General features: G+C 50.3%; 14 protein-coding genes. 12 read left to right on the forward strand and 2 right to left on the reverse strand.

All coding sequences use genetic code 11. The features are described from left to right. Positions 1-91 precede the first annotated feature (91 nt). Entirely contained in the window at positions 92-577 is a 486-nt protein-coding gene (gene coaD / locus PSI9734_RS05365) for a pantetheine-phosphate adenylyltransferase (RefSeq protein ID WP_173920099.1), read from the reverse strand. Positions 578-690: 113 nt separating this feature from the next. Between coaD and PSI9734_RS05370 the strand changes: the two genes are divergently transcribed. The 6 genes from PSI9734_RS05370 to ubiA are packed head-to-tail and all read left to right on the forward strand — an operon-like array spanning position 691 to position 5,552. Next, complete coding sequence (locus tag PSI9734_RS05370; RefSeq protein ID WP_173920100.1) at positions 691-1,884, forward strand: glycine C-acetyltransferase; 1,194 nt, start codon at positions 691-693, stop codon at positions 1,882-1,884. A gap of 24 nt (positions 1,885-1,908) precedes the next feature. Next, complete coding sequence (tdh, locus tag PSI9734_RS05375) at positions 1,909-2,937, forward strand: L-threonine 3-dehydrogenase (RefSeq protein WP_173920101.1); 1,029 nt, start codon at positions 1,909-1,911, stop codon at positions 2,935-2,937. 23 nt (positions 2,938-2,960) lie between these two features. Further along, on the forward strand, positions 2,961-3,284 hold the full coding sequence (gene glpE / locus PSI9734_RS05380; protein WP_173920102.1) for a thiosulfate sulfurtransferase GlpE: 324 nt from the start codon (positions 2,961-2,963) through the stop codon (positions 3,282-3,284). 1 nt (position 3,285) lies between these two features. Then, the gene (locus tag PSI9734_RS05385; protein WP_173920103.1) at positions 3,286-4,137 is read left to right on the forward strand and encodes a rhomboid family intramembrane serine protease; all 852 of its coding nucleotides are present in this window, start codon (positions 3,286-3,288) and stop codon (positions 4,135-4,137) included. Further along, positions 4,127-4,714, forward strand: coding sequence for a chorismate--pyruvate lyase family protein (locus tag PSI9734_RS05390; protein WP_173920104.1), 588 nt, complete (start codon positions 4,127-4,129; stop codon positions 4,712-4,714). Before PSI9734_RS05385 ends, PSI9734_RS05390 begins: the two co-directional genes overlap by 11 nt. Further along, positions 4,707-5,552, forward strand: a complete 846-nt coding sequence (gene ubiA, locus PSI9734_RS05395) for a 4-hydroxybenzoate octaprenyltransferase (RefSeq protein WP_173920105.1) — start codon at positions 4,707-4,709, stop codon at positions 5,550-5,552. Before PSI9734_RS05390 ends, ubiA begins: the two co-directional genes overlap by 8 nt. Here ubiA and plsB read toward each other — a convergent pair. Further along, the gene (gene plsB / locus PSI9734_RS05400) at positions 5,549-8,002 is read right to left on the reverse strand and encodes a glycerol-3-phosphate 1-O-acyltransferase PlsB (protein WP_173920106.1); all 2,454 of its coding nucleotides are present in this window, start codon (positions 8,000-8,002) and stop codon (positions 5,549-5,551) included. The two genes, ubiA and plsB, sit on opposite strands and share 4 nt — an antisense overlap. A 146-nt stretch (positions 8,003-8,148) precedes the next feature. Between plsB and lexA the strand changes: the two genes are divergently transcribed. The 6 genes from lexA (at position 8,149) to PSI9734_RS05430 (ending at position 13,674) form a co-directional block, all read left to right on the forward strand. Then, complete coding sequence (lexA, locus tag PSI9734_RS05405) at positions 8,149-8,769, forward strand: transcriptional repressor LexA (RefSeq protein ID WP_173920107.1); 621 nt, start codon at positions 8,149-8,151, stop codon at positions 8,767-8,769. Then, positions 8,766-9,182, forward strand: coding sequence for an SOS-response cell division inhibitor (locus PSI9734_RS05410; protein ID WP_173920108.1), 417 nt, complete (start codon positions 8,766-8,768; stop codon positions 9,180-9,182). The genes lexA and PSI9734_RS05410 overlap by 4 nt, the downstream gene beginning before the upstream one ends. Positions 9,183-9,509: 327 nt before the next feature. Further along, a complete protein-coding gene (gene coxB, locus PSI9734_RS05415; RefSeq protein WP_173920369.1) occupies positions 9,510-10,598 on the forward strand; it encodes a cytochrome c oxidase subunit II in 1,089 nt (362 codons plus the stop codon). Between the two features lie 13 nt (positions 10,599-10,611). Then, on the forward strand, positions 10,612-12,201 hold the full coding sequence (gene ctaD / locus PSI9734_RS05420) for a cytochrome c oxidase subunit I (RefSeq protein WP_173920109.1): 1,590 nt from the start codon (positions 10,612-10,614) through the stop codon (positions 12,199-12,201). 1 nt (position 12,202) lies between these two features. Continuing rightward, complete coding sequence (locus PSI9734_RS05425; protein WP_173920110.1) at positions 12,203-12,781, forward strand: cytochrome c oxidase assembly protein; 579 nt, start codon at positions 12,203-12,205, stop codon at positions 12,779-12,781. A gap of 11 nt (positions 12,782-12,792) precedes the next feature. Next, positions 12,793-13,674 (forward strand): cytochrome c oxidase subunit 3, encoded by an 882-nt coding sequence (locus PSI9734_RS05430; protein WP_173920111.1) that lies wholly within the window; start codon positions 12,793-12,795, stop codon positions 13,672-13,674. Positions 13,675-13,687 lie beyond the last annotated feature (13 nt).

Raw genomic sequence — 13,687 nt, forward strand, 5'->3', positions numbered from 1 at the left:
AAAAAAGAAACGAATTTTGGGGCGCGATTCTAACCCGAAAACGCCCAAAATGGTAGTCTAGCTGTGGCTTTAAGCGGCACTTTTAATCACCTTAACGTGATTTTATCTTTTCATTCAGTGCTTTTGCGACGCGAGCATCGGTAAATTGTCTAACATCACCATGGTGCAAGGCCACTTCTTTAACCAGTGTCGACGAAATAAAGGAATTTTCTTCAGAGGGAGTCAGAAAAACGCTTTCGAGACCAGGGTAAAGGCGTCGATTCATGTTGGCCATTTGAAATTCATATTCAAAGTCGGAAACCGCGCGTAATCCTCGAATAAGAACGGTTGCGCCATATTCTTTGGCGAAGTCGACCAGTAACCCACTAAAGCCAACCACACTCACGTTAGGCAGTTGATCGGTTACGTCGCGCACCAGCTCAACCCGCTCTTCGAGGCTAAACATAGGGTTTTTACTGGGGTTGTTGGCAATCCCAACCACCACTTCACTAAATAAGTTTGCCGCGCGTTCAATCAGGTCGGCGTGACCATTGGTAATAGGATCGAAAGTTCCTGGATAGATAGCACGCTTGTGCATGAATTTTCTCCGGCAACAGAAATGAGGATGCGTGATACCCTGCAGATCGGGTAAACTATAGGACAAATCCTTTGGATCGCATCCGCGTACGCTCTTAAAGCACGGAGAATTACATGAAGAACGAATTTTATCAACAGCTGGATAGCCAGCTTGAAGAACTCAAAGACGAAGGCTTATACAAGCAGGAACGTGTTATTACCAGCGAACAAGCCGCTGAAATACAGGTCGGTGAAGGCCAGTCAGTTCTTAATTTCTGCGCCAATAACTACCTCGGCTTAGCCAACCACCCAGAGCTTATCGGCGCTGCTAAAGAAGGCCTCGACGCGCATGGTTTCGGTACCGCATCGGTGCGATTCATTTGTGGTACGCAAGATATCCACAAAACCCTAGAAAGCAAATTGAGTGAGTTTTTAGGTACCGAAGAGACAATTCTCTATTCATCTTGCTTTGATGCGAACGGTGGCCTGTTTGAAACCTTAATGGGCCCAGAAGACGCCATTATTAGTGATGAGTTGAACCATGCCAGCATTATCGACGGTATCCGGTTGAGCAAATCGAAGCGCTACCGCTATAAAAATAACGATATGGCAGACCTCGAAGCGCAGTTAAAGCAGGCGAAAGCCGACGGCGCGCGCCATATTTTAATCGCCACCGATGGCGTATTCTCAATGGACGGCGTGATCGCCAACATGAAGGGTATTTGCGACCTTGCTGATCAATATGGCGCACTGACCATGATGGATGACTGTCACGCTACTGGCTTCCTTGGCGCCAAAGGCAAAGGTACCCATGAGTACTGCGACGTTATGGGCCGTGTTGATATCATCACCGGCACCCTTGGCAAGGCATTAGGTGGCGCATCAGGCGGCTACACCTCTGGTAAAAAACAAGTCATTGATTGGCTGCGCCAGCGTTCACGCCCTTACTTATTTTCAAACTCCGTCGCGCCAGCGATCGTTCAAGCTTCGATTCGCGTACTAGAAATGCTCGAAAATGGCGATGAGTTGCGCCAACGTTTGTGGGACAACGCCAATTATTTCCGCACTGAAATGGCCAACGCCGGCTTTACCATGAGTGGCGCCGATCACGCCATTATTCCGGTAATGATTGGCGATGCTAAGCTGGCGTCAGAAATGTCCGACCGTTTATTGGCGGAAGGCATTTATGTGGTCGGCTTTTCATTCCCAGTCGTGCCTCGTGGTAAAGCACGTATTCGTACGCAAATGTCTGCCGGTCACTCGCGCGAACAATTACAGCGCGCCATCGATGCATTTGTTCGCATTGGTAAAGATCTAGGCATTATTTAAACGCGGATAAACGCGGAGGAAGTTATGAAAGCGTTAGCAAAATTACATGCTGAACCAGGGATCTGGATGACCGATGTCGAGCAGCCCGACTACGGTCATAACGACCTGTTAATCAAGATCAAGAAAACCGCCATCTGCGGAACCGACGTGCACATTTATAAATGGGACGAGTGGTCACAGGCCACTATTCCAGTGCCTATGGTTGTTGGCCACGAGTATGTTGGCGAAGTAGCAGCCATGGGTGATGGTGTTCGCGGCTTTGCTAAAGGCGACCGTGTTTCCGGCGAAGGCCATATTACCTGCGGGCACTGCCGCAATTGTCGTGCCGGGCGTCGCCATTTATGTCGCAATACCGTTGGTGTCGGTGTCAATCGGCCCGGCGCCTTTGCCGAATACTTGGTGATCCCCGCCGACAATGCATTTAAGCTTCCGGACGATATCAGCGACGACTTAGCGGCAATTTTCGACCCCTTTGGGAACGCGGTGCATACCGCTTTGGCATTTGACTTAGTAGGTGAAGACGTACTCATCACTGGCGCGGGCCCTATCGGTATCATGGCCGCTGCGGTTGCCCGGCATGTAGGTGCACGGCACGTTGTCATTACCGATGTTAATACCTACCGTTTAGAACTTGCTCAGAAAATGGGCGCCACCCGTACCGTCGACGTAAGCAAAGAAAAACTATCCGACGTGATGAATGAACTGGGCATGAAAGAAGGCTTCGATGTAGGCCTAGAGATGTCCGGTGTGCCGTCAGCCTTTAGTCAAATGCTTGAAACCATGAATCATGGTGGCAAAATTGCCATGTTAGGGATTCCGCCGCAAAGTGTCGCGATTGACTGGAATCAAGTTATTTTCAAAGGGTTAGTGATCAAAGGCATTTACGGTCGAGAAATGTTCGAAACCTGGTATAAAATGGCAAGCCTGTTACAGTCTGGCCTAGATTTATCGCCGATTTTAACCCATTCATTACCCATTGATGAGTTTCAGCAGGGTTTTGATATCATGACCTCTGGCCAGTCTGGGAAAGTGATTCTCGACTGGGATGCTTAACCCGCTAGGCAAAAGGATTAGCAATGAGTGAATTTAGCCGTATTAACACTGCCACTGCCCACCAGCTATGGCAAAGTGGTGAAGCCGCATTTGCCGACATTCGCGACGAGCGTTCGTTTGCACTCGGGCATATTCCGGGCGCGGTTCATTTAACAGACGCTTCACTCATTGACTTCCTTGGGCAAATTGACGACGACCAGCCGGTCGTCGTGGTCTGTTACCACGGCAATAGCAGCCAAGGTGCAGCGCAATATTTGGCGCAACAAGGTGTCGAGCCCGTAAGTAGTCTCGATGGCGGTTTCACCGCTTGGGCGCAGCTGTTCCCTGATGCGGTGGAGCGCAACTAACATGCAAAAACTACTGACCACCCGTAATGCCGAGATGATGAAACGTCTACATAGTTTTCTCCGCGGCCGCGGGGTTCCCGTAACGGTCAGTGAGCATGGTAATCAACTAGAGCTTTGGCTAGTGCAATCGAGTTACAGCGCCCACGCGAAAGAGTTAATCAAACAATTCAAAGCTGATCCAGAAGCCGCCGAAGCCGATCTTGCGCAAGCAGCAAGCCAGGCACCGCAACCTGACAAAGCGCCGTCATTACTGCAGCAGTTGCTGCAACAGGCGGGGCTTGTCACTATCGTTTATGCAGTGTTAGTTACACTGGTGTTCGTGGCTCTTAACACGGCGCTTGCCATGCCACTTTTTGAAAATTTGCGCATTAGCGACACCTTCACTGATTTACCTTGGCAACAACCTTGGCGCTTCATTACCCCGACGTTGTTGCACTTCAGTATTTTACATTTCCTCTTCAATGTATTTTGGTGGTGGTATTTAGGCGGACGCTTTGAGCGTAGTTACGGCTCTGGTTATTTAGTGATCGCCTTAGTGGCCTGTGGGGTATTCTCAAACACCATGCAGTTTATGGTCGGTGGGCCCTACTTCGGTGGGCTTTCAGGCGTCGTTTATGGCCTTTTCGGCATCGCTGTCGTGGTTGCCTGGCAACGCCCGCGTCACCCGCTTTATCTGCCAATTGGCCTCATTGGCTTTATGCTAGTGTGGTTGTTGCTCGGCTATACCGAGTTACTATGGGTCAATGTTGCCAATACGGCGCATTCCGCCGGCCTTATCGCGGGACTAGTTCTAGGTTTAGCTATTCGTTTGATGGAACATTTAAATAGAACCAAAATCAGGTATGACTCATAACTTTCCCAAGGTAACCTTCCCGGTCATTGCGCAAGGTGGCGAAGCCCAATGGCACACCCCAACTGCGCTGGCAAACTGGTCGAACACTGCCCAGCATTGGTTGCTCGACCCAGCCTCGCTTACCGCCAAACTAAAAAGCTGTAGCAGCGAGTTTGCGGTACAGCTACTTGGCCAACGGGAAAGCTCGCTACTTGCCGATGAACAGCGCTGGCTTGGCCCGCAACAAAACTGCGTGGTGCGCGAAGTTATTCTATGGTGCGACCAGCAACCGTGGGTCTTTGCCCGTAGCGTATTCCCGTTGAAAGCCCTTGCCGAACAGCAGCTTCGACTCGACGAATTAGGCGATCGCCCGCTTGGCGAACATTTATTTAATCAGCCTGACTTGCGCCGCAGCGAAGTAGAGATTTCACGTTTTCAGGCTGACTCCAAAGTTGGGAACCTTCATCAACAGCTCGGGTTTAGCCCTAGCACCTTGTGGGGGCGGCGCAGTTGCTTTACCGCTGCACAACAAAATGTTTTAGTCGCCGAAGTGTTCATTGGCGCCTCACCTTTGGCTCAGGAGAATTTAGATGACTAACCCATACTGGCGCTTAATGCGCGCCGACCGGCCTATCGGCACGTTGCTGCTTGCTTGGCCCATGCTGGCGGCCTTGTTAATCGCCGGCGCGGGTAACCCTCCTGTTAAGGTGGTAGTGCTATTTCTGATCGGTGCCTTTGTCATGCGCTCAGCCGGCTGTGTGATCAATGATTACGCCGATCGCGACATCGATGGCCATGTGTCGCGCACACAGCAACGCCCTCTTGCTACAGGTGAAGTCAAAGCTTGGCAGGCATTGGTACTTTTTGCTGGGCTGCTCATTATCGCCCTGTTAATTGTGCTGCAATTCAATAAAGCAACCGTCCTCTTGAGCATTGCGGCCGCGGGCGTGGCGACGCTCTACCCGTTCTGTAAACGCTTTACTCAGCTACCCCAGGTGGTGTTAGGTATTGCCTTTAGTTTTGGTATTTTAATGCCCTTTACTGCCCTAGAGCAGGGGTTACCCTTGGTGGCATGGGTACTGTTTGCCGCAAACATTTGCTGGACCGTGGCCTACGATACGGAATACGCCATGGCCGATCGTGCCGATGATGTCAAAATTGGGGTGAAGTCGACCGCGATACTTTTCGGCGGTTTTGACAAGCTCGCTATCGCATTACTGCAACTCGCCACCTTGGGGCTTATGTTTTGGTTGGGTTGGTTACTAAACTTCGGCTGGCTTTATTGGCTCGGGCTAATCATCATAACGCTGTTGTTTGCTTGGCAGCAGGTAATGATTTTTTACCGCGAGCCGCAACGCTGTTTTCAAGCGTTTTTACACAATAACCATGTCGGCTGGGTGCTCGCAGCAGCCATTGCTGCGAGCTATTGGTACTAAGCCTGCAAGCGACGCTGCACTGCTTGGCGGATGGTTTGTACCACCGCCGGCTCCAGCAATCGGTCGATGGTATCGCTAAGCGCTCCCACATCTGCATGGGCGACGAAGTTGCCCTCTTGGTTCACTTCAATAAAGTCTTCACGCTTCAAGGTCGAAATAAGCGCGCTTAATAGCTTTTTGTCGAAGAACTCAGGCGCATTGACACCATGCATGGCACTTAATCGCTCAGCCAATTCAACGGCCGCGCGCTCAAGTTGTGCGCGACCCTGAGCGCCACCTTGCTGCAATAATTCAAATAAAATAGCATAGCGTTGCAAGGTTTCACTCGCGGCTCTCGCCAGCAGTTGCAAGCGGAAGTACGCCGAACTATCGCGGGCGACCGTTGCGTATTCATTATCACCGACGAGGTTAATCATGCCCTCGCTATGCAAGTGATCGAGTAACGCCTGTGACCACAGCGCCATGTCTTCACGCGCGTGACTGATAAACAGCTCTTCTTTTAACAGCGGCTGTACTTGCTCCAACAAATGCACCAGATCGGCTTGCTTAAAACGCGGGTGCGCACACGCATAGGCCGCAATAATCGCCGGTACAATCACCATATGCATGATGTTATTACGGTAATACGTCATGGCGATGGCCGAAGTGCCATCAAGTCGAATCATCTCACCCATCGAGTCGGATTCTACGGTGAATTTGTCTTGGCGTTGCGCCAGTTGCCACAGTTCTTTACCGGATTCTGAGGGCACATGCGCATTGCTGCTATAGGGTACGTCGCGCAGCAATTTGGTATAAACCTCGAGTTGCGCCTCTAGCTCTTCACGCGACAGGCTGTACTGCTCTGAACTAAGCAGTGCAAGGGCCGTTAAATTAACACTATTGAGGCCCGCCGCATCGTTAATGCGTTGCATAATTTGCTCAGCAAGCAAATTTACCGTCGGCGTTAACCATTTCGGTCGCGCCGGCTCTTCGGCACCATGTGTAATGGACTCTTGCCAATGAGGCGTCAGTTGATCGAGTGTTTGCCCAACGTTAATGGGTTCACCAAAAGTGACATAGCCTTGACCGAAATTACGCAGGTGGCGAATGCTAGAAAGCACCTGCCACAGCGATTCTTTCTCTTTCGACTTGCCTTTTAACTCTTTTAAATAGGTTCCAACTTCCATGACATGCTCATAGCCAAGGTACACCGGAACAATAGACATCGGCCGTTGTTGTCCGCGCAGCATGCCTTGCACGGTCATGGCGATCATGCCGGTTTTCGGCGTTAATAAACGACCCGTGCGGCTACGACCACCTTCTGGAAAATACTCAACCGGATAGCCTTTTTGGAATAGCCGGTTAAGGTATTCTCTAAATACCGCAGCATAAAGCTTATTGCCCTTGAAGCTGCGGCGAATGAAAAATGCGCCACCGCGGCGAAATAACGGACCGGCGGGGAAAAAGTCGAGGTTCACACCCGCCGCAATATGCGGTGGCACTAGGCCTTCTTTATAAATCACGTAACTGAGCAACAGGTAATCCATGTGGCTGCGATGGCACGGCACATAAACCACCTCGTGTCCGGCCTGAGCGAGACTGCGAATACGATCGCCCCCCTCTACATGCACGCCATTGTAAATACGACTCCACATCCAGCCCATAAAGCGATCGAGTATACGTACTAGAAAGTCGCTGTAATTGGCGGAGATTTCATCAAGGTAGCCGTAAGCGCGTTTATGCGCTTTTTCGAGGCTTATCTTTTTACTCTTCGCTTCGTCGGCGATGGCCTTCTTCAGTGCTGCAGTTTCCAACAGCTCAGCGATCACCCGCTGGCGCTCCGCCAGTTTTGGACCCGCTACGGCGTGCCGAACCCGCACAAAGTGGACGCGCGCAACGCGAGCCAACTTATGCGCGACACGACGGCTGGCGCCATGCTGGTCTGCCATATTACGTAAACTTACGGGTCGACTGCCACGAACCAGCACATGACGGCCAGAAAACAACACCAACCAAAATTTACGCCAACGCCCAGGGTTATCGAGATCGGCGACCATGGTGTTGCCTTCGCGCCGCTCTTGCCCCGCTTTACGGCCCCAGAACAGACCCAGTGGCATTAACTGTATATTAAGCTGCCGCTCTTTTTGGTGACTTTGCAGCAGGTCTAAAAATTCTTCGATGGCCACTTCATTGGTTTCCGCCTCTGCTTGTTCGAGGTACATCACTCGGGCGTGGCGGTGACCATTAATGATCAGGGGGTCGGTCAACGCAGGCAAGCCGGCTTTGCGCACGGCGCGTTGGGCCACCAAAAAATCGGTCACAGAGGTCGAGCGCATCACATACACCACATGTTGTGAGGTGCCGTCAGCAGTCTTATCTGCGTCAACCTCAGCATCAAAAATGGTTTCAAAGCGCGTTAGCCAACGTACTGGCCAATAAAGCAATTTGGCAACAAGGCCTCTCCAACTCATGAGTTCCCCTTACTCAATTCAACTCATTAAAGGATACCATTCTTTGTTTTTGTTTGCCGATAGAAAATTTTTTGTGCAAAAAAGTTGCGATCTTAAAACACCTGTATATACTCACAGTATCACTGTATGAATAAACAGGTATCAAGATGCGACCTTTAACGCCCCGACAACAAGAAATATTGGATCTGATCAAAGATACAATTGAAGCCACTGGTATGCCACCAACGCGCGCAGAAATCGCTGCCCGACTTGGCTTTCGCTCGGCAAACTCCGCAGAAGAACACCTTAAAGCATTAGCGAAAAAAGGTGTTATTGAAATGCTTCCGGGCATGTCGCGCGGTATTCGACTCATCGGCGCGAACGACGAGGACATTCCTGAGGGCTTGCCGCTGATTGGTCAGGTCGCTGCCGGCGAACCTATTTTAGCGCTAGAACATATTGAAAGCCATTACGCGGTCGACCAGAACTTATTCCGTCCCCATGCCGACTTTCTATTACGGGTCAATGGTATGAGTATGAAAGACATTGGCATTTTAGACGGTGATTTACTCGCGGTGCACAGCACTCATGAAGCACGCAACGGCCAAGTTGTGGTCGCCCGTGTTGAAGACGACGTGACTGTCAAACGCTTTGAACGAAAAGGAAATAAAGTACTACTGCATCCAGAAAATCAAGAGTTTTCCCCTATTCAGGTCGACCTAACACACCAGCACTTCACCATTGAAGGCTTAGCGGTCGGCGTGATTCGAAATGGAGCATGGTTATGAGATACAACTACCCACATGCAAGTCATGAACTTGCAGATAACACGCTGCCACATCACGATGACAGCAATCTTTCAAACGATGATTTTGCCAGTTTAATGCCGCGCATACAGTCGTTGGCCCTGCGAACCAAGCAGTGGGTGACAGTGATTGGCGGCAATCGCGATGCAATTCAGCAGTTGGTCAATGCCGGTGTTAGCCGTGCACGAATTCGCTGGGTAGCGGGCCGCGATGCAGACCAGCGCGAGTGGGCGACCGAACAAGCTTTGCTCGCTGCAACCAGTAGCGTTGTGCTGAGTTTCTTAGGCGACTTCTCGTCACCTCGTGTCGCACAGCGCTTAAAAATGGCCAGCAAAGTCAGCGCGACCCATAGCTTTATCTTCCACGAACAACCTTCTCAATCCCCACTCCACTAGTTGAGAAGGTTTCCCTGCAAGGCTGCTTCGGCAGCCTTTTTTTATTGAAAGTCGAAATATCTTAACTTTTGCGGTGGCTTTTTCAGCTACTCATGGTATTTTGATCGAGCAGCTTACTGCTAACACACTAAATAACAATAACTATTGATACAAAACAACAAAGGGTTAGTGGGGAAAGCGATTTTTCTTGTCAGAAATGCTGTTCCTTTTTCTGCTCACCTCTTTGTTCTTCAGGCTCGCACTTCGGTGTATTCGCGGCGAAGACCGCGTCGGAAGAATGAGAGGAGATGTCGCGTGAGTATTAGACTCATCACCGCGCTAGCAGCTATGACTCCCATAGCCGCACAAGCGCAATCGCAGTTGAACTTAACTCAGGGCGTTACTGAGATTAGCCAACGCGTCTACGATTTGCACATGACGATATTTTATATCTGTTGTGTCATTGGCGTGGTCGTGTTTGGTGCAATGTTCTGGTCCATGATTCGCCACCGCAAATCAAAGGGTCGGAAGCCTGCAACTTTCCACGAAAATATCAAGGTCGAAATTCTCTGGACCATTATTCCATTTTTGATTCTTATTGGTATGGCGATTCCCGCCACATCAACACTGATCGCCATGGAAGATACGTCTGAAGCCGACGTGACTGTCTTAGTGACAGGTTCACAGTGGAAATGGCACTACAAGTATTTTGACAGCGATGTTGAATACTTTAGTTTGCTGGCCACGCCACGTCAGCAAATCGAAAACAGACTTGAGAAAGGTGAAAACTACTTGCTTGAAGTCGATCGCCCTCTGGTGATTCCGACGGATCGCAAAGTACGGTTTTTGATCACCTCTGACGATGTTATCCACTCATGGTGGGTACCAGACTTCGCTGTCAAAAAAGATGCTAACCCAGGATTTATCAACGAAACGTGGACGCAAGTGGACGAACCGGGTATCTACCGTGGGCAATGTGCTGAACTTTGCGGCAAAGACCACGGCTTTATGCCTGTGGTGGTAATCGCTAAAACCCCCGCCGAATACGATGCTTGGCTAGCCGAGCAAGAAGAGATTCAGCGCAAGGCCAAAGAAGAAGAGCAGCGATTGCTGGCGATGTCGATGGACATGGACGAGCTGATGGACCTTGGTGAACAAGTCTATTTAGGCAGCTGTGCGGCATGCCATCAGGCAAGCGGCGAAGGTATTCCAGGCGTGTTTCCTGCTCTGAAAGGCTCACCTATGGCATTGAACGATATGAATGGACACATTGATATTGTCGTCAACGGTAAAACAGGAACATCGATGCAGGCCTTTGGCAACCAGCTAAGCCTGCGTGAACTTGCCGCCGTTATCACGTACGAGCGTAATGCGTGGGGTAATGACACGGGCGAAACCGTGCAAGCCTCAGACGTTAACGCTTTTATGAACGAATAAGGGAGACCTGACTATGAGCACAGTTGTTGGCGAGATGGATCAGCACGACGATCATCACCACCATGCGCCGTCGGGAATTACCCGCTGGCTATTTACCACGAACCATAAAGACATCGGTTCGATGTACCTTTGGTTCAGTTTTATTATGTTTTTGGTCGGTGGCTCAATGGCGATGGTGATCCGCGCCGAGCTATTCCAACCGGGGTTACAACTTGTCGACCCACACTTCTTTAACCAGATGACCACGGTGCACGGCCTGATCATGGTTTTCGGGGCGGTGATGCCAGCCTTCACGGGCTTGGCAAACTGGATGATTCCGATGATGATCGGCGCACCAGATATGGCATTACCACGGATGAATAACTGGAGCTTCTGGATACTTCCGTTTGCCTTCGCTATTTTGCTTGCCTCGCTGTTTATGGAAGGTGGTGGCCCAGCCTTTGGTTGGACTTTCTACGCACCACTGTCGACCACCTACAGTAGCGACTCTACAGCGTTGTTTGTGTTCTCGGTGCACATCATGGGTATTTCATCCATCATGGGGGCGATTAACGTTATCGTCACTATTATGAATATGCGCGCGCCGGGCATGTCTTATATGAAGATGCCGTTATTCGTTTGGACGTGGTTTATTACTGCCTTCCTGTTGATTGCCGTAATGCCGGTGCTTGCCGGTGCAGTGACCATGGTGCTCACGGATAAGTATTTTGGTACCAGCTTCTTTGATGCCGCCGGCGGTGGTGATCCGGTCATGTTCCAGCATATTTTCTGGTTCTTTGGGCATCCCGAAGTCTACATCATGATTTTGCCGTCGTTTGGTATCGTCTCAGCAATTATTCCAGCGTTTTCCCGCAAACGGCTATTTGGTTATTCGTCGATGGTATACGCCACCGCAGCAATTGCTGGATTGTCTTTCTTGGTCTGGGCACACCATATGTTCACCACGGGTATGCCGGTGTTTGCTGAGCTCTTCTTCATGTATTGCACCATGTTGATATCGGTGCCGACAGGGGTCAAAGTGTTTAACTGGGTCGCCACCATGTGGCGCGGCTCAATTAGCTTTGAAACGCCCATGTTATTCGCCTTAGCCTTTGTGATTTTGTTCACCATAGGTGGATTCTCCGGCCTCATGCTGGCGATTACCCCAGTGGACTTCCAGTATCATGATACTTACTTCGTGGTGGCGCACTTCCACTATGTATTGGTAAGTGGCGCAATCTTCTCCATTATGGCGGCAGCGTATTACTGGCTACCTAAGTGGACCGGCCATATGTACGATGAAGGTCTAGCGAAACTGCATTTTTGGGCGTCACTGATTTCCGTGAACGTACTGTTCTTCCCGATGCATTTTGCTGGCTTAGCCGGGATGCCAAGGCGCATTCCCGATTACTCGGTGCAGTTTGCCGATATTAACCAAATTGTCAGTATCGGTGGCTTTGCGTTTGGCCTATCGCAACTGATCTTCCTCTGGTTGGTAATCAAATGTGTTAAAGGTGGCAAGAAAGCTCCAGCCAAGCCTTGGGAAGGCGCGGAAGGTCTTGAGTGGACAGTGCCTTCACCGGCTCCGTACCACACCTTCGATACACCACCAGAGGTGAAGTAACATGGCAGAGCAACCAACAAAGCCGGACAATACACGCATCATTCGGCGACTGTTACTAACAGTCGTCGGCATGTTCGCGTTCGGTTTTGCCTTGGTGCCACTGTACAACGTGTTCTGTGACATTACCGGTTTTAACGGCCGCTTTACCGATGGGCAAGCGGCCGCAAACACGAGGTCGGTGGATACCAATCGAACCGTAAACGTACAATTTATTACGCGTGTGAATAAAGGAATGCCCTGGGGCTTCGAGCCGGAAGTCAGCTCGGTACGCATCCACCCGGGGGAAACCAAGGTTGTAAACTTCTTGGCAAATAACCCGACGGGGCAAAATATGATCGCCCAAGCGATTCCATCGGTTGCACCAGGGGAAGCATCGTTGTATTTAAACAAGGTTGAGTGTTTTTGCTTCAATCAGCAGCCACTTGCCGCCGAGTCGAAAACGGCGATGCCGATGCAATTCTATTTAGACCCTGATATTCCTGAACATATTCATACTGTTACGCTGTCGTATACGATGTATGACATGACAGAAAACGCTACACCTGATGCTCTGGCTGCGATCGCACAGCCAGTGAACTGAGGATTTTTGCAATGGCAGAACAAAAACATGAAAAATATTATGTGCCAGCATCAAGTCCATGGCCCATCGTGGGTGCCATTGGCTTAGGGCTGATTGCCTTTGGAGCTGGCCATACCGTCATTGATATGAAGAATGAAACCGAGGGCTGGGGCTCTAACGTGCTGCTCGGTGGTATCGCCGTTATTTTGATCATGCTGTTTGGTTGGTTTCGTGACCAAATTAACGAGTCGATGTCTGGGCTCTATAGCAAACAGTTAGGTCATTCTTACCGTCAAGGCATGGCATGGTTTATCTTCTCTGAGATTATGTTCTTTGCGGCGTTCTTTGGCGCGCTATTCTATGCACGCACCATCGCTGTTGAATGGCTCGGTGGCGCCGGCAATAACGCCATGACCAACGAAGTACTGTGGCCAGGCTTCGAAGCGATATGGCCGCTTACTGAGACCCCAGGCGGAACTGAATCAGGTGCAATGGGTTGGTTAGGGTTACCACTCTATAACACGTTGATCCTTATCGCCTCGTCATTTACCTGTCACTTTGCCCACGTTGGTTTAGAGAAAGGTAAACGCAAACAGCTTACCGTATGGCTAGGTGTGACCATAGTGCTTGGTTGTATCTTCTTATATATGCAGGGCGCGGAGTATGTCCATGCCTATGAAGAACTCGGTTTAACCTTGGATTCCGGCGTATATGGCAATACTTTCTATATGCTGACAGGCTTCCACGGAATGCACGTGACCTTGGGTACGATCATGCTTATTGTCATGTTCTTCCGGGTGTTAAAAGGCCACTTCACACCTGAAAGCCACTTTGCCTTTCAGGCGACAAGTTGGTACTGGCACTTTGTCGACGTGGTCTGGGTCTGCTTGTTCATTTTCGTTTATATTCTATAACGCTCGCCTAACG

Origin of the sequence: Pseudidiomarina piscicola (assembly GCF_902806985.1) — a bacterium.
Lineage (GTDB): Bacteria > Pseudomonadota > Gammaproteobacteria > Enterobacterales > Alteromonadaceae > Pseudidiomarina > Pseudidiomarina piscicola.